Source organism: Burkholderia sp. Ac-20344, assembly GCF_017104975.1.
GTDB lineage: Bacteria > Pseudomonadota > Gammaproteobacteria > Burkholderiales > Burkholderiaceae > Burkholderia.
This window is the reverse complement of the sequence record NZ_JAAGPP010000004.1, coordinates 87,552-106,630: the sequence shown is the minus strand read 5'-3', so window position 1 is coordinate 106,630 and position 19,079 is coordinate 87,552. Positions and strand designations below refer to the sequence as shown.

Below are 19,079 nucleotides of genomic sequence, written 5' to 3'. Positions count from 1 at the left end.
GTCGGCGTCGGCGGGCAAGATTTGATAATAAAATCACATTCAATGTGAAAATGCAATCATATGATGTTCGGAGGAGGACTTTCGAGGTCGGCGCGCGTGCGGCGGTTTTTCGGGGGAATCTGTCGACATACAAAAAAGGTCGCACTTACGAGAAGGGGCGGAAATGCGCAAAAAAGACTGCACCTCGCATTTCACTATGTGACAAATTGAGGTAACTAATTGATATAAATCTACTTTATTTCCAGCTGCGTTAGTTGGGCTTGAGAGCCGGCAAGGGCGTGCGTAAGTTATCCGTCGAGGAAATTGATAAGTATGTCTAAGTTAATGTGCGCTCTAAGTCGATGTGATAAGGGAAAACCATATTATTTCAAAATGCTTTCAATCTTGGGGGCAACTCAACGCGAGCAGGTTGAATGCCCTGACGTCGGCGCTCTCTCCGCGGGTGACAGAAGACGAGGGGCGGGGCACGGATGAGCGGGACGCCGACCGCGCAGACGATTCAACATGGGCGCCGTTTGGGCGACGATTACAGGACTGCGTAACATCTCGTCGACGTTGTGGCGCTCAATGTCGAGAAATGAAGGGGAACATAGAAAGGGTGAGCATACATCGCGAATTGCTGTCCAAGAAGGTTTCGAAGTGGTACTACGCGCTGCGCCGATGGGATTCCGGCGCACAGGACGTCTCCCAGTTTGAATTGATTCCCGCTGCTTAAGCTATCTCCGCCACCAATGTGCCTTCCCGGGCGCCCTCTTCCGGTGGTGCTTTCCCCCACCGCTTGCAATTGGTATCAAACGATCGATAATTTGGTATCACTTGATACCTTAAGAGGGTGTTCCCATGTTGCTCGTTACCCCTGAAGCGGTGGCCGGCGTGATGGAGCTTCAGCCGATTCCGCACTCGCTCGCCGAACTCGAAGCACGGGTCCGCGCCGGTTTGCCGAAGTCGGCTTTGCGCGCCGGCGTTGAACATGCGACGCACGGTGCGGACGCACGGCGGGCGCTCCAGGCACGCATCATTCCCGAGGCCACGTACAAGCGCCGCCGGGATCGGCTCACGCCTGATGAATCTGAAAAGACGGAGCGACTTGCCCGGATCGTCGCCTCTGCCACCTACGCGTGGAACGATGAGGAAGACGCGCGGGAGTTCCTGGCGACCCCTCATCCGGAGCTCGAGGGGCGCGCGCCGCTGGATGTCGCGTTGAGTGAGTTGGGCGCGCGGCGGGTCGAAGAGTTGCTGTGGAAGCTCTTTTACGGGCTTCCGGCATGAGGTTGTATTGGATAGCGGATACGCGGCACACGGTGTGGAGCGGGACTGGCGCGATGCTGGTCGGTGGGCGGTTCAACAGGCCCGGCCGGCCGGTGATATATGCGGCGCTGACTTTTGCCGGTGCGATGCTGGAAGTGTTGGTGCACGCACGCATCGGGAAGGTTCCGAAGACGCACGGATGGGTCGAGGCGACCGTTCCCGATGACGTGGCAGTCGAGCGCCATACGGCCGAGTCGCTGCCGGCAGGTTGGGATGCGCCGGCGCCGCAATTTGCCCGCCGCTTCGGTGACGCATGGTTGACCGAAGCGCGCACGGCAATCCTGATCGTTCCCTCTGTTGTCGCCCGCGCCGAGTTCAATGTGCTGGTGAATCCCGCCCATCCGGATGCTGCGCGCATCGTCGTGGCCGACCCGCAACCGGTCGTGTGGGACGAGCGGCTGTTTGTGATGCCCCATGCCGGGCAGTCATAGCGCTGCGTTGGTGGCCTGCTAACCTAACCTCGACGCCTCTCTCCTGGAGACCAGGAATGTCGACGACGTTGTTATTGGTTTCATTCGCACTCCCGCCTAGTTTTCCACCCGAATGGGTGCCAAAGCCGCTCGCGCAGTTTGTTGCGGACAGCGTGCCGGGTTTGACCGAGAGCGAATTGCTTGTCCGGACGGAGAAACTGGGTTGGATGCCTACGTGGAAGCCGCTGCCGAAATTCAAACGCGGCGACATCGAGGCGTACGGTTTCGGGCTGACCCTCGATGGGGTGGGTGTTCCGCTGATCGCACGCATGCGTAGAGCGGCGAAGGATGTGATGCCGGTTAAGGTGCCAGAGCGCGACCCGCGCCAGCTGAGCCTGTTTTCACGAAGAAAGCGGGATGAGGCACATGCGTACGGAAGTACGTTCGTTGAACGCACTCGAAGAAGTCATCCGGAAGGTGCAAGCGGGACTCGTCACGGTAGATGGTTGTCCGCTGGCGGGCAAGTCGACGGCGAGCGTCCAGATCTGCGAGAGACTCGGTGCGATTGCATTGGAGCTTGATCAGTATGTGGTGCGCGGGCAAGGCGAGTATGTCGATGCATTGAGAACAACCGACCTGTTGCGTTCCCTTAGCAAGGCGCTGTCCGGCACATCACTCGGTGTACTTGAAGGGGGTTGCATTCGGGAGGTTCTCGCGATCCTTGGCGTGGCTGCACGTCCACACGTGTATGTGCAGCCGATCTCCTCGAGCGGGATTCTCAGCAATATCGAGATGCTCGACGCGGAGGACGGAAAACCCCCTAGATCCATCGGTCGCGCCTTTTTTTAACGACCTCGATCGCGAGGTATTCAGGTATCACGCGACCTATCAGCCATTCAATCGAGCGGATCTGATTTTCTATCGAACCGACAGATAAGCGGAATGCGATAGAACAGCCATTACCAACATTAACCAATTTTGAGATTCGCGAGATTTTCCGTTCTGTACAATCTCCGTAAAGCTGGCGGATATTTTTACGCGGGAGCAGGCATTCACGCTCCCGCGCGTGCCATTTCCGATCGCAGGCGAACACGGGCTCACCGGATTGACCACAACGACGCCGTACCCATGCAACACGTGTCGGGTTCAGTGTCGCTCGGCGCGTGCGGGTTGCCGCACGCAGGAGGAAGACATGGACCCGGACAGAAGCGTCCTGAATACCGGCGACGGGTTGGCCGGCGCGCACGCGGAAACCGGCTCGCCGCAGGCCGCCCTCGACGCGATCGTCCGTGGCGTGGAAAGCTGCGGCATTCCTGCCGGCACCGATTGGCAGACGGCGAAGCAAACCCTCTCGGACAACGACGGGCGGTGGAAATTCTCGGCGGTGCTGGTCGCGATCGTCGCGCGGCGCGAGCCGACGATCCTGCTGACCAGGCGCGCGTCGGATCTCAGCGAATACTCGTCGCATGTGAGTTTTCCGGGCGGCCGCCCGGCGGAGTCCGACCGCGATATCGGCGCGACCGCGTTGCGCGAGGCGTTCGAGGAAATTCACCTCGACCCGGGCGCGGTCCGCGTGGTCGGCAGCTTGCCGATTCATCAAACCAGAAAGCGCAATCACGCGATCTTTCCCGTGATCGGCATCGTGCCGGAAACGGCGAAATGGGAGGCGGCGCCCGCGGAAGTCGCGGAGATCTTCGAGTTTCCGTTCACCGCGCTGCTGAACCCGGATCTGCCGCGTCGATACACGGACGGCGAACGCGCGGGCGCGTGGTACTGGGCCGAGCAGACGCAGGACATCTGGGGCGTGACGGCTTTCATCCTGACGTCGCTCGCCGGCCTGGCACGCGGTGCCGCGCGCTGAAAGCATGCGGCACGGCGGGGGGGGCCGCCGCGGTTCAATGCGACGACACGAACACCGCATCCTCGAATGCCGCCGGAATGGCGAAGCTCTCGCGCATGCGCTGCGTTTCCTTCGCCGGCGTCAGGCCGAACAGGCGCTTGAATTCGCGGCTGAACTGCGACGGGCTCGTATAACCGACCGCATAGCCGGCCGCCTCCGCCGTCAGGTCCTCGCGCACCATCAGCAAGCGCGCCTGATGCAGTCGTGTCGACTTCAGGTACTGCATCGGCGACGCCTGCGTGATCGCCTTGAAGTGGCTGTGAAAGCTCGGCACGCTCATGCCGGCTTCGTCGGCCAGTTGCGGCACGTCGAGCGGCTGCGCGTAATCGGCGTGGATCACGCGCAGCGACCGGCCGATCCGGCCGAACTGTCCGCGCATCGCGAGCGCGCTGCGCATCGCGCTGCCCTGCGCGCCGGTGAGCACGCGGAAGTACAGCTCGCGCAGCAGCGCCGGGCCGAGCACCGCGGCGTCGAGCGGCCGGTGCATCGCCTCGACGAAACGCAGTACCGACGTGTGCATCGTCTCGTCCATCGGTGTCGACATCATGCTCCTGGGCGCCTGTACGGGCTCCGCGATGCCCTCGCGGTCGATCTGCGCCGCGAGTTCGGCGGCCATCGTGAAATCGAGATGCAGATACAGCGCGAGCAGCGGGCGCTCGGGCGTGGCGTCGGTTTCCATGCTGAACGGTACGGGTACGGACACCGCCAGGTAGTGGTGTTCGTCGTACAGATAGCGTTCGCCGCCGAAGTAGCCGCGCTTGCAGCCCTGGCACACGATCACGATGCCCGGGTCATACAGCACCGGCGTGCGCGACAGCGCGCGGTTCGAACGCAGGATGCGCACGCTCGGCAGTGCCGTCAGGTTGTAGCCTTCGTCGGGCGCCAGCGCGCGCAGCAGCGTCACCAGGCGCTTCCGGTCGCGCGGCGGCAGCGACGGGGGGCGGACGGAAGAGGGCTCGGTGCTCATAGTTTTGTGCAAGAAAATCAGCGGAATCGGGCTTATTCGACATGGATCGTCAGACTAGTATGCACGCTCCAATCGACATTCGGGAGAAGCTCAAATGGCATCCGGCAACCTCATCCTCATCACCGGCGTCAGCAGCGGCTTCGGCCGCGCGCTCGCGCAGGAGGCGCTCGCGGCCGGCCACACGGTGGTCGGCACCGTGAGAAGCGCGCAGGCGGCGCAAGATTTCGAAGCGCTGTCCGCGCAGGCGTTCGCACGGGTGCTCGACGTGACCGACTTCGATCGCATCGACGGCGTCGTGGCTGAAATCGAGGCGAACGTCGGGCCCGTCGACGTGCTGGTGAACAATGCCGGCTACGGGCACGAAGGGATCATGGAAGAAGCGCCGCTCGCGGAGATGCGCCGGCAGTTCGACGTGAACGTATTCGGCGCAGTCGCGATGATGAAGGTGGTCGTGCCGTTCATGCGCGAACGGCGGCGCGGCCGCATCCTCAACATCACGTCGATGGGCGGCCACATCACGATGCCGGGAATCGCTTATTACTGCGGCAGCAAGTTCGCGCTGGAAGGCATTTCCGAAACCGTCGGCAAGGAGCTCGAGCCGTTCGGCATCGCCATGACGGCCGTGGCGCCCGGTTCGTTCCGCACCGACTGGGCCGGCCGCTCGATGTTGCGCACGCCGCGCTCGATCGCGGACTACGACGCGACCTTCGATCCGATTCGCCGGGCGCGCGAAGAGAAGAGCGGCAAGCAACTGGGCGATCCCGCGAAGGCCGCACGGGCGATGCTCGCGGCGATCGCGGCGGACCATCCGCCCGCGCACCTGCTGCTCGGCAGCGATGCGCTGCGGCTCGTGCGCGGCAAGCTGGCGGCGCTGGACGCGGAAATCCGGGCGTGGGAGGCCGTGACGGTGTCGACGGACGGTTGACGCACGACGCGGCGCCATCGTTCGCACCGCAACGATTCGTCCACGTTGACGAAATGGTGGACGATCGCTTGCATCGCGGCATCATCGTTTAACAAACCTGTCCGATAATGGCTCCCGGCGAGTGCGCCACATTCATCCACCCTACAGGAGTCCATCGCGATGTCATACGTCACAACGAAGGATCACGTCGAGATTTTCTACAAGGACTGGGGCCCGAAGGACGCGCAGCCCATTGTCTTCCATCATGGCTGGCCGTTGTCGGCGGACGACTGGGATGCGCAGATGCTCTTCTTCGTCCAGAAGGGCTATCGCGTGGTGGCGCACGACCGGCGCGGGCACGGCCGGTCGGCGCAGGTGTCGGACGGCCATGACATGGACCACTACGCGGCAGACGCGTTCGCGGTCGTCGAGGCGCTCGACCTGCGCAATGCGGTGCACATCGGTCACTCGACCGGCGGCGGCGAAGTGGCCCGCTACGTCGCGAAGCACGGCGAGCCGGCTGGCCGCGTCGCGAAGGCGGTGCTGGTCAGCGCGGTGCCGCCGCTGATGCTGAAAACCGAATCGAACCCCGAAGGCCTGCCGCTCGAGGTGTTCGACGGCTTCCGGAAAGCGCTCGCCGACAATCGCGCGCAGTTCTTCCTCGACGTGCCGAGCGGCCCGTTCTACGGGTTCAACCGCGAAGGTGCAACCGTGCATCAGGGCGTGATCCGCAACTGGTGGCGGCAGGGGATGGAAGGCAGCGCCAAAGCGCATTACGAAGGCATCAAGGCGTTTTCGGAAACGGACCAGACCGAAGACCTGAAGTCGATCTCCGTCCCGACGCTCGTGCTCCATGGCGAAGACGACCAGATCGTGCCGATCGCGGATGCCGCGCTGAAGTCGATCAAGCTGCTGAAGAACGGCACGCTGAAGACGTACCCGGGCTACTCGCACGGGATGCTGACGATCAACGCGGACGTCCTCAACGCCGACCTGCTGGCTTTCGTGCAGGCGTAATGGTGTCGGCGGGTGCCGGCGGGTGCCGGCGCAGGCCCGCTTCGGCGGGCTGCGCTGTCGTTGCGGGCCGGCGGTGCCCGATAGCGTCCGTGGCGCCCGGCAGCGCCGTCGGCATGGCGGCCGGTTCGCCGGCCGCATCAATCAGCCCGGGCCGTTGAAGCGGATGCCCGGAAACGTCAGACGCGGCATCCGGCTTTCCAGGAACGCGAGCAGTTCGCGCACCTGCGCGGCCTTGGCGGAGTCGTCCGGCCAGACGAGGTAGTACGCGTCGCCGGTATTGACGGCCGTCTTGAACGGCAGCACGAGCTGCTTCTCGTCGATTGCCGTGGCACACAGCGCGAGATCGCCGATCGAGAGGCCGTGGCCGGCGATGGCCGCCGCGATCCCCTGTTCGAGCATGTCGAACACCTGCCCGCGCGTGATGTCCACCTCCAGGTCGTGGCCGCTGCCCTTGAGCCAGCGGCGCCAGTCGCGCCGATCGGGCGACGGATGGATCAGCTCGCACGCCGCCGGATTCGTGCGTGCGACCGTCGCGGTCGCGCGCGAGCACACCGGAATCAGCCATTCGTCGAACAGCTTCACGCACTGCGTGGCCTCGCCGAACTTGCCTGCGCCGAGCAGGATCGCGCAATCGTAGGATTCGCTGAAGAAATCGACGGTATCGACATCCATCCACACGCTCGCGATCTGTACCTCGAACGCGGGCCGTGTGGCACGAAACCCGGCCAGTGCGTCGAGCAGCCAGCGCATCGTGAGCGTGGACGGCGCCTTGAGCCGCAGCACGTCGCGTTGCGACTGGAACAGCACGCAGGCTTCCTCGATTTGCCGGAAGCCGCGCCGCAGGCCCGACGCGAAGATGTGCGCTTCCGCCGTCACGGTCATTCTGGGGCCGCGCCGGACGAACAGTTTCCGGCCGAAGTAGGCCTCGAGCGTCCTGACGTGCTTGCTCACCGCGCTTTGCGTGAGGCTCAGTTCCTCCGCGGCCAGCGTGAACGAGCCGGTGCGCGCGGCGCTTTCGAACGCGCGCAGCGCGTAGACAGGGGGAAGCGGTTTGGCCTTCACGGGTTTCGAATATGAATAAAACTCATGTCATCCGGCAGGATTTTCCGTTTTTCAGCAGCGGGCCGGGCACGCAATACTTCGTAAAACCGTGCAATCCGGTGCGCTGAATCCCGATGATGCCACCGTGGCGGGCACGCGCGTCAATCCATTCAGCAACTTTTTTTCATGTCACTCCATTACCCGCTGCTGTTCGCCTATCTCGCCGCGATCGTGCTGCTGATCGCGACGCCCGGCCCCGTCGTCATGCTCGTGGTCGGCACCGTCGCGCGGCGCGGCTTCCGCCAGGGCATGCTGACCGCGGTGGGCGCGAATGCCGCGAGCCTCGTGATGATCGCGGGGGCGATGCTGATGGTGTTCGGTGTCGTGCTCGTCAGCGATCGGCTGCTCACGGGCGTGCACGTGGCGGGATGCCTCTTCATCGCGGTGCTGGCCATCCGGACGCTGCTCGGCGAATGGCGCGCCAGCCGCACACGCGACGGCCATGACGCCGCGGCAGGCGAACCGCCATCGCAGGCGCGGCGCTTGCCGGGTGTCGTACGCGGCTTTCTCGTCGGCATCGCGAATCCGAAGGACCTGCTGTTCTTCGTCGCGTTCTTTCCGCAGTTCGTCGGCATCACGCCGGATTCGCGCGTGAGCCTGGCCATCCTGGCCGCGCTGTGGATCGCGGTCGATTTCACGATCCTGACCGGCTACATGGCCGCGATCAACCATCCGCTGATTCATCGCAAGCAGCGCTGGATCGCCGCCTCGTCGGCGGGCGCGCTGCTCGTGATTGCGCTCGCCGGGCTCGCCGGCGCGATCGCGGGCGCCGCGTAAGTGCGTCGGCGATCTGCGTTACGCTTCGTTTGCCCCAGCTCTTTTATCGAGTTCAATCATGTCCAGCTCCACCTCGACGTTCTCCGAGTACCTCTTCTCATACGGCACGTTGCAACTCGAACCGGTGCAACTCGCGACCTTCGGCCGCACGCTCGACGGTCGTGAAGATGCGATGCCCGGTTATGCGATGACGATGCTGAAGATCGACGACCCGGAAGTGGTCGCGACGAGCGGGAAGACCCATCATCCGGTGGTGGCCTATACCGGCCAAGCGGGTGACCGCGTGACCGGCACCGTATTTGCGATCACGCAGGAAGAACTGCAGCACGCGGACGACTACGAAGTCGACGCGTATCGCCGCGATCGCGTGGTGCTCGAATCGGGCATCGCCGCGTGGGTGTACGTGGGCGCGGGTTCGCCACGCCCCGATTGAATCCGGTTCGCGGGCAGGCTCGACGCCGCCGCGATTTTGCCCGTTAGCCGTTGCGCAGGAACACGACGTAGCCGCGGAACCACGGGTTCGTCGCGAGGTAAGGCGGCGCGTCCCATTCGCCGCCCTGGATGATGCCGATGCGAAACGGCAACTGCAGCCGCGCGACGCGCGGCAGGTAGTCCGCGTAGTCGGGGATCGTGCTGCGGCCCTGGTAGGTCTGCACGACCACTTCGTCGACGATCCCCCTGAGCTGGTTGACCTGATCGGTATCGATGCGGCTGCTCCAGTCGAGCAGCCCCGTGATGCTCAGCCGGCAATCGGCGGGCAGCGTCTCGCGCAGCGACCGCAGGAATCCGAGGTAATCCTGCAGGTGGCGCGTGCGCGCATCGAAGTCGATCTGGATGCCGGTGATCGTGCGGCCCGACGCGCGCCAGCGCGTGAGCTGCGCGAGCATGATCTGCGTGACGCGCGGTGTCCAGCGCAGCGTATGCGCGCGATAGACGAGCCACACGCGCGCCTGCGGGGCGGGCGGCAGTGCGACGCCCTGCGCGATCACGCGGACCTGCGACTCGTCCCGCGGCGATGCCTCGATTTGCCCTTGCAGCACGTAGACGGCGCGTGCGTCGCGCACGACCGCCTGCGGCTTCACGCCGGCCCACAGCCAGAACGCGTCGTACCGCGCGGCGTCGACGGTGCCGGCCAGTGCGACGCGTCCGGCCAGCAGCAGCGCGAGGCACGCCACGCACGCGATACGCTTCACGCGGCGCTTACCAGTAGTAGCGGAGCTTCTGCGCCCACGGGCTGCCCGCGTAGCTGGCCTTCAGCGTATCGAACCAGCGCTTGCGCACGTTCTTCGGCACCTCCTTGCCGCCGCATTCGTTGGAGCCGGCCGGCGCATAGCACTTGATCGCACGGTAGTACGCGTAAGCGCGGTCGTTCGGGTTCGCCTGCGCATCGGCCATCACCGTCACGTAGCTCGACATCCGCTCGTACGGCTTGCCCGCGAACTGGGACGGCGCGTTGCCGAGCGTCGGCGGCGGCGTGCGCGGGGTGCTCGCCGGAGCCGCGTAACGCACCCACGGCGTCGAATCGCCTTCGAGATTGGCCACGAGCGGATTGAGGCGCACGAAATCGGCGAGACAGTTCAACCCTTTCGCGTCGGCGGGATTCTGCTGGAGTGCCGCGGCGATGTCGCGCGCGGGCGGGCACGTATAGCTGTCGTCTTTCCGCGGGCCGGCCGCGACGAACGGCTTCAGCGGATCGGCCGGCGTGCCGGACACCAGCGCGGTATCGGCGATGAACTCGGCGTAGTGCGAACGCGTGAGCTCCTTGTACAGCAGCGCGTACAGCGCGGTGTCGCGCAGCGCGCCGCCGGCCGCCTGGTTTTGCGCCTGCGCGCGCAACAGGTCCGCATTGGCCGAGCGTTGCAGCAGCACCGCGCGGATCGCGGCGTTCTGCACGGGCGAATCGTCGGCGAACACGTCATTGACGAGCCCGGCCTGCTCGAGGTTGATCGCGAGCGCGAGTTCCAGCGCCTCGCGCTGGAAGCGGAATTTCGCGAGCGGGATCAGGTCGCGCCACAGCTGGCGTGCCTTGTCGGTCTGGCCGCTGTCCTCCAGCGCGAACCCGCGCAGCGCCTGCTGGCTCAGGCCGAAGTAGTCGAGCGGCTCGGCGGGCGTCTGCGGCAGCAACGCGAGCGCGGCGTCCGGCTTGTGCCCGATCTGGACATACCAGGTCGCGAGCAGGTAGTCGTAGAGCGCGGGCGCGTTCGCGAAGCGCGGCTTCTGTGCCTGCAACTCGTCCAGCGTGATCGGCTTGCTGCTGCTCGAATCGCTGCTGTCCGACACGCGCATGCGCATCAGGTCGACGGTCGCGAGCACGGTCGGCGACTGGATCTGGCGCGCGTCGAATTCCGGCCCGAACAGCAGCTTGCTGTCGAGCTCGTTCGCCAGCTGGATCAGCGGCACGTTCGACGTCGCCGGCGACCAGCGTGCAAGCGCGTGGCCGTACAGGTCGGCCTGCTGCGTGACGTTCCCGCCAAGCCACGCGACACGCCGCAGCAACCCCGTCGCGGAGGTCGCATAACACCCCTGCGGATACACCTTCAGGTACGTGCGAAACACCGTATTCGCGGCGTCGAGCGACACCTTCGTCACGCGGCCGCGCGACGGCGTGGGGCCGTCGTTGTCGAACACATTGGCCTGCGCGGCGTTCAGCTGCGCGCGCCCGGCCATATAGAGGCCGGTTTCCTTCAGCCACGGGTTCGCGCTGTGCGAAGCGCTCGCGAAAGCCTTGGTCGCGGTGAGGAAGTCGGCGCGGTAGAACGCGTTCGTGCCGTCGAGGTACGCGGCGAACTGCTGGCCGAGCGGCGACTTGACCGGCGGTTTCGTCCAGGCGGCACTGGCGCCGCCCGCGGCGCAGGTCTTCTGTGCGATGTCGGCGCGTGCCGCGCGCAGCCGCGCGGCTTCGTCGGCGGGGAGGCCGCCGGCACCGCCCAGCGCGTCGTTGAATGCGTCGGCGCCCGAACTCATGCTGCGGCAGATGCTGCCTTCGCCGTCGGCGTACCGGTTCGACGGCGCTTCGGCATCCGCTGCGTTGCCGGTCTTGTCGGGTTCCTTCTGGCCGATATAGATCCATCCGGAGAAGTCCATCGGAAACGGCACGATGATCTGGTTGATCCGGTCTTTCGCCGGGATGGTCTTCGGATCCGGAAACGCCTGCGCGACCTTCGCGCTGTCGACCATCATCAGCATCGCGTTGATGCGCGTGTCGTTGGCGGGGCTCAGCATCGGCAGGTTGCCGCAGGAGTAAGCGGCTTGCCGGAGCGTGGTCGGCGCATAGCAGCCGTCGTCTCCGCTGGCATGGGCAGCCGGAATCCAGAACAGGCCGGCCGCCAGCGCGGCGAGCAGGTGTCGGTGCAGCAATGGGTTGGTAGGCATTTTTTTCTTGTGCCGGGTATGGGGCCGCAGCGGCCGGGTCTCTCAGGTGAGGCGTTTCGCCCCGGCGCGTATCGTACCGCACCGGCGGCCCCGGCCGCGAGCGCGCGCAGGCCGGCCGGCAGTCGGATCGAATGCGGGCCGGCGAAATGGAAGTCCACTCAGTGTAGACGCAACGCCACCTTGAATCCGGACTGCCTGAATTAAGATGCAGCCGGCAGTGACGGACATCCGACGATAGACGACCTGTCGTCGTCCTCGCTGCCCGACGGGGGCGGTCTGCCGAAAGCGGTGTTCGCATCGATCCACACGATCGATTGGATCATGGACGGAGGCGAACGGATGCCGGTTTCCATGCCTGTTCAATAGCATTGCTTATCAATCGGCCGATCGATGCGATGTGTCGTGTCGGCGAACGGCAGACGAGAGTACGCCGGAAAAAGAAAACAAGAGGATTCCGATGAAACCCATTACATGGATGGTCATGGCAGCCGCGCTCGCGCTGTCCGCATGCGGCGGTGACGACGTTGCCACGAACGGCGGCACGCCGTTGTCGTCGCCGAACAATCCCGGTTCACCGTCCGGCCCGACCTCGCCCGGTGGCGGTTCGAATGGCGGCCCGACGGGCGGCGGCGGAACCACGCAGCCGCAGGCCGGCTGGTCGAAGGCCGCCGCGGTGGACGGCCAGGGGCCGGAAGGCCAGCCGAGCGTGACCATCGACGCGAGCGGCAACGCGCTCGCCACCTGGATGACCAATGGCACGGCCGGCACGACCGGCAACGAGATGTGGGGCGCGCGCTATGTGCCGGGCTCGGGCTGGGGAAGCGCTACGCGGCTGGACACGAGCGACGGTTCGCATGCGATGAACACGCTGACCGGGGTGCAGCCGCAACTGGTCGGCAACGCGAGCGGGCAGGCAGTCGCGTTCTGGACCGAATGGACGCCAGGCCCCAACACGTACGCCCTGTGGGCGCGCCCGTACAGCCCGGGTAGCGGATGGGGCACGCCCGTCACACTGGCGCCGGATATGGCCGGTTCGTCCTATTCGGCCGGCATGGACAGCCAGGGCAACGCGCTCGTCACCTGGAGGCAGTCGATCAGCCTGCTCGATACGCGCATCGCGTGGACGCGCTATACGCAGGCCGGGCAGTGGTCGCCGACGGCGCTGGTCCAGATGCCGGTGCAGACCGGGCCGGGCGCCGTGACCGGCGATACCGACAACGTGAGGCCGATGCTGTCGGTCCTGTCGTCCGGCCGGGCGGTGCTCGCGTGGCGGCAGACCAACCATACGAAGTCGGCGCTGTGGACGGCGACGTACGACGCGACCAACGGCTGGACCAACGTCAACCAGGCCGTATCGAACTCGAGCCTGTTCACGACGATCATCTCGCCGGTCGCCGGCATGGATGCGAAGGGCAACATCACGCTGGCCTGGGGGCAACTCGACGTGACGGGCGGGAAGCTCTACACCGCCACGATGTCGCAGCGCTATGTATCCGGAACCGGATGGCAGCCCGCGCAGCCCGTCGCCCCGGCGATCGTGGTGCCCACGGGGTTCATCGCGACGCCGATGTTGACCGTCAACGAAAACGGCGTGGCCGCCGCGATGTGGGCAGAAGGGGGCGCGGTCCTGCAGGCGAGCGTGTCCGATGCCGGCGGAAACTGGGGGCCGCTGCAGAAGCTGACGGAACACCTGAACGGGGCGGCGCTCCAGTACCCGCCGCTGGTGATCGACCCGGCCGGCAACGTGACGGTCGCATGGCAGGACACGGGCACGCCGAACGCGTCCGTCCTCCTCGTGGCCGGCTACCGGAACGGTGCATGGAGCACGTCGACGCTCGATCCGCAGGATGGGTCGTGGCCGGCACTGGCCGTCAACGCGGCGGGGGCGATGGCGCTCGTCTGGCAGGGGTTTGCCGCGAATATCGGCAGCCAGATCCAGTCCAGTTTTTTTACGCCTGGCGCGTAATCGTGTCGCGTCGGGAATTCGAAGGAGAAGCCATGAAGAAGGCATTGAAGTGCACGGTCACCTTGCGGACCGTGCTGGGTGCCGCGGTCGCCGGCCTCGTGTTGTCCGCGTGCGGGTCGACGCAGATGAACATGGTCGACGTGCAGACGTCGACCGCGAAGACGCTCGGGCTCGCGTCGTCGGACGAGATCGCGATCGCCAACGTGCTGTACGGGAAGAAGGACGGGCTGGGCGGCCAGAAGGTCAGTTACGACGCGACGACCGGCAAGGGGCGGCGTTTCGGCTGTACGGTGTTCATGATTCCGGGGCTCACGCCGATCGATCGGCCGACGTACAACAACTGGGAATGCCATCCGCAACGCTGATGGCCGCGAGATCGACGGCGCCCGTCGCGGGGCGCCGGTCGGCCGCTTCTGTGGACGATATGCCGCGCCGGCCTTGCGCCGGCGCAATTTGGTCCGATAATCGACGAACCGATCTATCCCCTCGTGTCGGCTCGATAAAAAAACTGTCATGGATCAAGCGGCATTCGTCCCTGTTTTCAAGTTTCGCACGATCGACTACCCCGAGCAGGACCGGTTCCACGTCTGGGTCAAGGACATGCTGTGCGACTACCGTCTGGATGACGGCGGCGGCCACGGCGCGTTCGACGCGGAAGCGAGCGGCGCGGCGCTCGGCCCGCTGATCCTGTCGGGCCGGCATTGGCGATCGCGCGCGCCGGCGTATCGGGTCAACCGGACCACGCGGCGGATCCGGCTCGACGGCCAGGATTCGATCCGCTTCACGCTGCTGCTCGGCGGGCGGCTGGCCAGCCACACCGGCGGGCCCGAACTGATCAAGGGCGCCGGCGACGTGTTCGTCTACGACGTCGCGCAGGTCAACGACTGCCGGGTCGAGGCGGGCGACGTGATCAGCCTGGTCGTGCCCAGGTACCTGCTGCCGAGCCATGCGGCGCAGGCGCACGGCCAGACGTTGACGAGCGGTGTCGGGCGGCTGCTCGGCGACCACATGCTGTCGCTGTTCCGCAATCTGCCGAATCTGCGCACGCACGAGATCCCGAGCGTCGTGCAAGCGACGTTGCTGCTGCTGGCCGCGGCCGTTTCCCCGACCGCGCAGGCGCTGAACGACGCACGTACCCCGATCGACGGTGCGCTGGCCGAGCGGGTCCGGCGCTACATCGACGTGCATCTGCTCGAGCCCGACCTCGATCCCGATCGGATCTGCCGCGACATCGGCGTGTCGAGAGCGCGGCTCTATCAACTGTTCAAGGAAGACGGCGGCGTGATGCGGCAGATCACGCGCCGGCGGCTGCGTCACGCGTACCACGTGCTGGGCGACCCGCAGCGCCGGCATCAGCGGATCGCGGAAATCGCGTGGGCGCACGGCTTTCCCGACGAGAAGTATTTCCACCGGCTGTTCAAGGCGGAGTTCGGCCATACGCCGAAGGAAACGCTCGAGTGCGCGGCCGCGCCGGTTCTGCTGCCGTGCGGTACGGCCGAGGATCGATGGGCGGATGGCGGCCGGCTGGCGGGATGGACGCTGCCGTTCGGCGTGCTCACCAACTGAGTGGGCGGCACGCTCCGGCCGCCGTGCGGCGGTTCGTTTCGTGCGTCACGCGTACACGCTGCTGGCCACCCCGCCTTCATCGACATCGTCGATCGCGGCCCGGAAATCGTCGATCGCCGCCATCAGCTCGCGGACCTGTCGCAACGACGGGTACTGGTGCAGCACGGCATGCCATTGCGGCAGCGTCAGCAGCGCGTGCCAGACGACGCCGAGGCCGCCCGGATCGGCATCCGGCCGCTGCGCGAGCGCGCTCGCGTATTCGAGGCTGGCCTGCGCCGACAGCAGCTGCATCCGGCTGGCGGCGCCCAGCAGGCGCGGCGTCGCGTCGGCGGACGCATCGCAGCAATAGAGCACTTCCCGTGGCAGCGTCGCTTCATCGGTCGTCAGCGCGCGCAGCGACGCGCCGTGCACGCGCACCGTGCCCTGGTGCGTCTCGAACGCATAGATCGTGTCCGGGTCGGCCTGCGCGAGCAGGTTCAGGCCGCGCAGCAGCCGCGGCAGATCGGTCGTCGCGGCATCCGCGGACGCTTTCGCTTCGACGAGGAAGCGCACGTTCCACACGGGCGCGGGATCATCGCCGCGCGTGCGTTCGAGCAGGATCGCGTCCCATTCGGTTTTCGCGCGATCGTGCCGGCCTGGTATCGACGACGGCACGCGCATCGACGTCACTACCCGGTACGTGCGGTGTGCATCGGCGGCGTCGAGCCGGCTGGCCAGCGCGTCGAGCGCCTGCGCGGCCTGCGCTTCGACGGCTGCGCCGCGCCGTTGCGACGCGACACCCTGCGCGACGGCGACCGTGCTGCCTTCGAGCGGACCCTGGCGCACCCAGAGCGCTCGGTAGCGGCGCACGTGCTCGTCCGATGCCAGCGCGTTGACGCGCAGCATGCGTTCGAGCGCGGGGCTGTCCTTCAGCTTGACGATGTCCTGCTCGAACGCGGCGTCGTTCGCCATGTCGGGCAGCGCGAGCAGGTGCCGCAGCGAGTCGTGCAGCTCCGCCCACGACGCGGCAGCGGCGGCCGCATGCAGCCGCGCGAGCCCGTCGCGTTGCCACGGCCGGGCGCTGCGCTCGAGCTTGGCCGGATGTGCGATCGCATTGACGGCCGAGTGCAGTGCGCGACGGTCCTGCTCGGCGTGCGCGGACAACGACGCGTATTCGCGCACGCTCGGCGCATCGTGCCGCAGCACTGCGGCCTGGAATGCGGGGTCGCCGGATTGCGTATCCATCGCATCGCGGATCATCTGCGCGAGGGCGTCGATGAAGCGCTGCCGCAATGCCGCGCCAGGGGATTGTCCGTCGCTCCGCATCCGGCGCGCTTCCTCGATCACGATTGCAAGCGTGGCGGCCGGGGGCGCGGCGTCGGCCGGCGACGCCGTGCTGTCGAGCGGCGGCAGCCGGTAGCGGCGCGTAACGGTGCGCAGGGTTTCGTCGAGCAGGGCAGGAAGCGGTGTCAGCGACATGTTCGGTATCGGCGTGAAAGCGGTGTGTGTGCCCGGCGGGGCGGCCCGGTGCGCGCGATGTTGTGCAACGTTATCACGCCGCACTGAAGATGCAGGCAGGCGGTGTTGCGGCAACGACGTGTGATGACCGGGATTCGATGGACCCGTCCTCGACACAGGCAATCCACGTTTCGCGTCACGCTGAAGCGTTCGCGCCAGGCCATCGGCATCGTCTGCTTACGCGGCCCACGCCGAACGGGCCAATCCCGACCCCGCCGTGAACCGCTGGCGCCGCGGAAGCTGTTCGGCATCGTCGCGGGGCGGGTCGGCATCTCGCGGGTAGTCGGCGTCAGCGCGTTCGAAGGATTCGGGCGGCAACTCGTGCCGCAACCGGCGATCGTCGCGGCGACCGTCTGCTGCGCGGGCGCCGCGATCTACGGGGGATCGTTCAATGGGCGGCCCCCCGCGGCGCCGGCCGCCGGCTCGCGCGTGGATCTCGGCCATCGCGCCGCGGCCAGTCGGCCCGGTCAGCCGTGCCCCCATGCCGCACACATCACGCCGTCAGCGTCACCGACAGGCTGCCGAGTTCGCCGAAGCGCACCGTCAGCGCATCGCCGAGCGGCACGTCGATCGCACCCGCGTACGAACCGGTCGTCACGATCTGCCCGGCGCGCACGGCGTCGCCGCGCGACGCGAGGAAATTGACGAGCCACACCAGCGGCTGCAGCGGATCGCCGTCCGGATGGCGGCCGTCGATCGTGCGGTTCAGCGCGCCTTCGAACGACAGCGCCAGCGTCTCGAGCGGCACGTTCAGCCCGTCGGGCACGACCGGGCCGACACACAGCCCCTGGTTGAATTGCCCGTCGGCCAGCAGCTCGAACTTCGACGCGCGCGTAGGCTCCGCATAGCGGCAGCCGAGCACTTCGAGCACGATGCGCACTTCGCGGATCGCGTCGCGCACGTCCTGTTCATCGTACGGCTGTTCGCGCGCGGGCAGGTCGCGATCGAGCACGAACGCGATTTCCGGTTCGATCCGCACGATCGGCCCGCCGACGACGCGGTACGGCGCATCGGCCTCGCGGATCGTCGACGCGAAGATCGGCGCGAGGATCACGCGGTCGGGCGGCGGCAGCGCGCATTTCCATCCGCCGATGGATTCGCCGAGCAGGTCGGCCACGCGCTGCTGGATCGCGAGCGCGGTTTCGACGTTCTCGGGACGCAGCGCATCGGGCAGCAGCGGGCCGGGCGAGCCGGCATGGCGGGCGGCGACGAGATGCTGGGCGGCGCCGTCCACGCGTTCGGTAGTCGTTGTCATGTCGGTTGAGCGAGTTGAAAGTGGGCCGGCAAATAAGGGCCGGACGAAAGTCGCACGTTCGATGATAGCGCTTTCGGCGCGTTGGCCGCTCGATCGCACATGGTCGGCTGCCTTGTCACCCGGCTTCGGAACGTTGCCGCGACGCAAGGGTTCGACCTCCCGTCGCGGCGTTTCGCCGCATGTGCGGGCCCCGGTCGACCTTGACGTCCGTCAACAGTCGAACCCGCCATCCGCCGATGATGGTGACAGGCCGTGCGCGATCAGACGCGCGGCACATCACCCCAGCGAGGTTCGCATGTACGAGAAGATCATGGTGGCCGTCGACGGCAGCGCTTCGTCGAAACAGGCGCTTGCCGAGGCAGTGAAGGTCGCGCTGGCAGGCGACGCGCACGTCAGCGTCGTGTATGTGGTGGACAAGTCGGTGCTGTTCACTTACGCGGGCCGTTTCGACCCGCACGCACTGGTCGAGGAAATCCGCGACGAGGGGCGCAAGGTGCTGCGCGAAGCCGAACAGGTCATCGCGCTGGCCGGCGCGAAGGGCGAGGCAGAACTCGTCGAGACCGAGAGCATCGGCGAGGACATCGCGGAACGCCTGCAGCGCTACGTGAAGGAACGCGGGATCGATCTCGCGGTGGTCGGCACGCACGGGCGGCGCGGTATCCGGCGCGTGCTGCTCGGCAGTGTCGCCGAGCGCTTCGTGCGCGGCTCGAAGTGCCCGGTGCTGCTGATTCGCGGCGACGACGCCGGCGTAGCGGCTTCGGCTGCCGCTGCCTGACGCGGCGGAGGCACGATGATACGTCGCCAGTACCGGATCGTCGTCGCGGCGATTGCCGTGTTCGTGTCGCTCGCAGGGATGATGGCCGTCGTGTCGGGGCTGCTGTTCGACAACACGATGGCGCTGCGCGGCGGCGCGATCGCGCTGGTCGCCGGCGTGGCCGGCTTCGTCGTGATGCTCAATCCGGGCGCGAAAGGCGAGGAGTGACGCGGGCGGGCCCGGCCGGCTTCGTCCGGCCGACGGTGCCGGAAGCAGCCGGCACCG

Annotated in this window: 19 protein-coding genes; 13 read left to right on the top strand and 6 right to left on the bottom strand. The window is 66.5% G+C overall.

Annotated features, from left to right (window positions below; all coding sequences use genetic code 11):
• The first annotated feature begins 840 nt into the window (after nucleotides 1–840).
• The 4 genes from G3N64_RS02695 (at nucleotide 841) to G3N64_RS02680 (ending at nucleotide 3,579) form a co-directional block, all read left to right on the top strand.
• Complete coding sequence (locus G3N64_RS02695; RefSeq protein ID WP_205782221.1) at nucleotides 841–1,269, top strand: antitoxin Xre/MbcA/ParS toxin-binding domain-containing protein; 429 nt, start codon at nucleotides 841–843, stop codon at nucleotides 1,267–1,269.
• Nucleotides 1,266–1,739 carry an RES domain-containing protein gene (locus tag G3N64_RS02690; protein WP_205782220.1) on the top strand — a complete coding sequence of 158 codons (474 nt, stop codon included), beginning with the start codon at nucleotides 1,266–1,268 and terminating at the stop codon, nucleotides 1,737–1,739. The genes G3N64_RS02695 and G3N64_RS02690 overlap by 4 nt, the downstream gene beginning before the upstream one ends.
• Nucleotides 1,740–2,165: 426 nt before the next feature.
• The gene (locus tag G3N64_RS02685; protein ID WP_205782219.1) at nucleotides 2,166–2,567 is read left to right on the top strand and encodes a hypothetical protein; all 402 of its coding nucleotides are present in this window, start codon (nucleotides 2,166–2,168) and stop codon (nucleotides 2,565–2,567) included.
• Between the two features lie 343 nt (nucleotides 2,568–2,910).
• The gene (locus G3N64_RS02680; protein WP_205782218.1) at nucleotides 2,911–3,579 is read left to right on the top strand and encodes a CoA pyrophosphatase; all 669 of its coding nucleotides are present in this window, start codon (nucleotides 2,911–2,913) and stop codon (nucleotides 3,577–3,579) included.
• 34 nt (nucleotides 3,580–3,613) lie between these two features.
• On the opposite strand, the gene G3N64_RS02675 is transcribed toward G3N64_RS02680, so the two are convergent.
• Nucleotides 3,614–4,585, bottom strand: a complete 972-nt coding sequence (locus tag G3N64_RS02675) for an AraC family transcriptional regulator (RefSeq protein ID WP_205782217.1) — start codon at nucleotides 4,583–4,585, stop codon at nucleotides 3,614–3,616.
• Between the two features lie 94 nt (nucleotides 4,586–4,679).
• Between G3N64_RS02675 and G3N64_RS02670 the strand changes: the two genes are divergently transcribed.
• Nucleotides 4,680–5,510: an oxidoreductase gene (locus G3N64_RS02670; RefSeq protein WP_205782216.1), complete on the top strand. Its 831-nt coding sequence runs from the start codon at nucleotides 4,680–4,682 to the stop codon at nucleotides 5,508–5,510.
• A gap of 159 nt (nucleotides 5,511–5,669) precedes the next feature.
• Nucleotides 5,670–6,506, top strand: a complete 837-nt coding sequence (locus G3N64_RS02665) for an alpha/beta hydrolase (RefSeq protein ID WP_205782215.1) — start codon at nucleotides 5,670–5,672, stop codon at nucleotides 6,504–6,506.
• Between the two features lie 141 nt (nucleotides 6,507–6,647).
• On the opposite strand, the gene G3N64_RS02660 is transcribed toward G3N64_RS02665, so the two are convergent.
• Complete coding sequence (locus G3N64_RS02660) at nucleotides 6,648–7,568, bottom strand: LysR substrate-binding domain-containing protein (protein ID WP_205782214.1); 921 nt, start codon at nucleotides 7,566–7,568, stop codon at nucleotides 6,648–6,650.
• Nucleotides 7,569–7,733: 165 nt separating this feature from the next.
• On the opposite strand from G3N64_RS02660, the gene G3N64_RS02655 reads away from it, so the two are divergent.
• Complete coding sequence (locus G3N64_RS02655; RefSeq protein ID WP_205782213.1) at nucleotides 7,734–8,384, top strand: LysE family translocator; 651 nt, start codon at nucleotides 7,734–7,736, stop codon at nucleotides 8,382–8,384.
• A 58-nt stretch (nucleotides 8,385–8,442) separates the two neighbouring features.
• The gene (locus tag G3N64_RS02650) at nucleotides 8,443–8,817 is read left to right on the top strand and encodes a gamma-glutamylcyclotransferase family protein (protein WP_205782212.1); all 375 of its coding nucleotides are present in this window, start codon (nucleotides 8,443–8,445) and stop codon (nucleotides 8,815–8,817) included.
• 43 nt (nucleotides 8,818–8,860) lie between these two features.
• Here the strand turns inward: G3N64_RS02650 and G3N64_RS02645 are convergent, their stop codons facing one another.
• Nucleotides 8,861–9,577, bottom strand: a complete 717-nt coding sequence (locus G3N64_RS02645) for a DUF3142 domain-containing protein (RefSeq protein ID WP_205782211.1) — start codon at nucleotides 9,575–9,577, stop codon at nucleotides 8,861–8,863.
• A gap of 7 nt (nucleotides 9,578–9,584) precedes the next feature.
• The gene (locus G3N64_RS02640) at nucleotides 9,585–11,756 is read right to left on the bottom strand and encodes a hypothetical protein (RefSeq protein ID WP_205782210.1); all 2,172 of its coding nucleotides are present in this window, start codon (nucleotides 11,754–11,756) and stop codon (nucleotides 9,585–9,587) included.
• Nucleotides 11,757–12,213: 457 nt separating this feature from the next.
• Here G3N64_RS02640 and G3N64_RS02635 point away from each other — a divergent pair, with 457 nt between their 5' ends.
• The 3 genes from G3N64_RS02635 to G3N64_RS02625 all read left to right on the top strand — a co-directional run bounded on the left by G3N64_RS02635 (nucleotide 12,214) and on the right by G3N64_RS02625 (nucleotide 15,288).
• The gene (locus G3N64_RS02635) at nucleotides 12,214–13,722 is read left to right on the top strand and encodes a hypothetical protein (RefSeq protein WP_205782209.1); all 1,509 of its coding nucleotides are present in this window, start codon (nucleotides 12,214–12,216) and stop codon (nucleotides 13,720–13,722) included.
• A 32-nt stretch (nucleotides 13,723–13,754) separates the two neighbouring features.
• Nucleotides 13,755–14,087: a hypothetical protein gene (locus G3N64_RS02630; protein WP_205782208.1), complete on the top strand. Its 333-nt coding sequence runs from the start codon at nucleotides 13,755–13,757 to the stop codon at nucleotides 14,085–14,087.
• Nucleotides 14,088–14,235: 148 nt separating this feature from the next.
• Entirely contained in the window at nucleotides 14,236–15,288 is a 1,053-nt protein-coding gene (locus tag G3N64_RS02625; RefSeq protein WP_205782207.1) for an AraC family transcriptional regulator, read from the top strand.
• Between the two features lie 45 nt (nucleotides 15,289–15,333).
• Here G3N64_RS02625 and G3N64_RS02620 read toward each other — a convergent pair whose 3' ends face one another.
• Entirely contained in the window at nucleotides 15,334–16,746 is a 1,413-nt protein-coding gene (locus G3N64_RS02620) for a 3-deoxy-D-arabino-heptulosonate 7-phosphate synthase (protein WP_205782206.1), read from the bottom strand.
• Nucleotides 16,747–17,278: 532 nt separating this feature from the next.
• Nucleotides 17,279–18,040: a fumarylacetoacetate hydrolase family protein gene (locus G3N64_RS02615; RefSeq protein ID WP_205782205.1), complete on the bottom strand. Its 762-nt coding sequence runs from the start codon at nucleotides 18,038–18,040 to the stop codon at nucleotides 17,279–17,281.
• Between the two features lie 295 nt (nucleotides 18,041–18,335).
• Between G3N64_RS02615 and G3N64_RS02610 the strand changes: the two genes are divergently transcribed.
• Nucleotides 18,336–18,815, top strand: a complete 480-nt coding sequence (locus tag G3N64_RS02610; protein WP_205782204.1) for a universal stress protein — start codon at nucleotides 18,336–18,338, stop codon at nucleotides 18,813–18,815.
• 15 nt (nucleotides 18,816–18,830) lie between these two features.
• Complete coding sequence (locus G3N64_RS02605; protein ID WP_205782203.1) at nucleotides 18,831–19,022, top strand: DUF2964 family protein; 192 nt, start codon at nucleotides 18,831–18,833, stop codon at nucleotides 19,020–19,022.
• Nucleotides 19,023–19,079 lie beyond the last annotated feature (57 nt).

Excerpts from the sequence above, each read along its gene's own strand:
- G3N64_RS02695 (WP_205782221.1), top strand. The coding sequence starts at position 841 with ATGTTGCTCGTTACCCCTGAAGCGGTGGCCGGCGTGATGGAGCTTCAG.
- G3N64_RS02690 (WP_205782220.1), top strand. The coding sequence starts at position 1,266 with ATGAGGTTGTATTGGATAGCGGATACGCGGCACACGGTGTGGAGCGGG.
- G3N64_RS02680 (WP_205782218.1), top strand. The coding sequence starts at position 2,911 with ATGGACCCGGACAGAAGCGTCCTGAATACCGGCGACGGGTTGGCCGGC.
- G3N64_RS02675 (WP_205782217.1), bottom strand. The coding sequence starts at position 4,585 with ATGAGCACCGAGCCCTCTTCCGTCCGCCCCCCGTCGCTGCCGCCGCGC.
- G3N64_RS02670 (WP_205782216.1), top strand. The coding sequence starts at position 4,680 with ATGGCATCCGGCAACCTCATCCTCATCACCGGCGTCAGCAGCGGCTTC.
- G3N64_RS02665 (WP_205782215.1), top strand. The coding sequence starts at position 5,670 with ATGTCATACGTCACAACGAAGGATCACGTCGAGATTTTCTACAAGGAC.
- G3N64_RS02655 (WP_205782213.1), top strand. The coding sequence starts at position 7,734 with ATGTCACTCCATTACCCGCTGCTGTTCGCCTATCTCGCCGCGATCGTG.
- G3N64_RS02650 (WP_205782212.1), top strand. The coding sequence starts at position 8,443 with ATGTCCAGCTCCACCTCGACGTTCTCCGAGTACCTCTTCTCATACGGC.
- G3N64_RS02640 (WP_205782210.1), bottom strand. The coding sequence starts at position 11,756 with ATGCCTACCAACCCATTGCTGCACCGACACCTGCTCGCCGCGCTGGCG.
- G3N64_RS02635 (WP_205782209.1), top strand. The coding sequence starts at position 12,214 with ATGAAACCCATTACATGGATGGTCATGGCAGCCGCGCTCGCGCTGTCC.
- G3N64_RS02630 (WP_205782208.1), top strand. The coding sequence starts at position 13,755 with ATGAAGAAGGCATTGAAGTGCACGGTCACCTTGCGGACCGTGCTGGGT.
- G3N64_RS02625 (WP_205782207.1), top strand. The coding sequence starts at position 14,236 with ATGGATCAAGCGGCATTCGTCCCTGTTTTCAAGTTTCGCACGATCGAC.
- G3N64_RS02620 (WP_205782206.1), bottom strand. The coding sequence starts at position 16,746 with ATGTCGCTGACACCGCTTCCTGCCCTGCTCGACGAAACCCTGCGCACC.
- G3N64_RS02615 (WP_205782205.1), bottom strand. The coding sequence starts at position 18,040 with ATGACAACGACTACCGAACGCGTGGACGGCGCCGCCCAGCATCTCGTC.
- G3N64_RS02610 (WP_205782204.1), top strand. The coding sequence starts at position 18,336 with ATGTACGAGAAGATCATGGTGGCCGTCGACGGCAGCGCTTCGTCGAAA.
- G3N64_RS02605 (WP_205782203.1), top strand. The coding sequence starts at position 18,831 with ATGATACGTCGCCAGTACCGGATCGTCGTCGCGGCGATTGCCGTGTTC.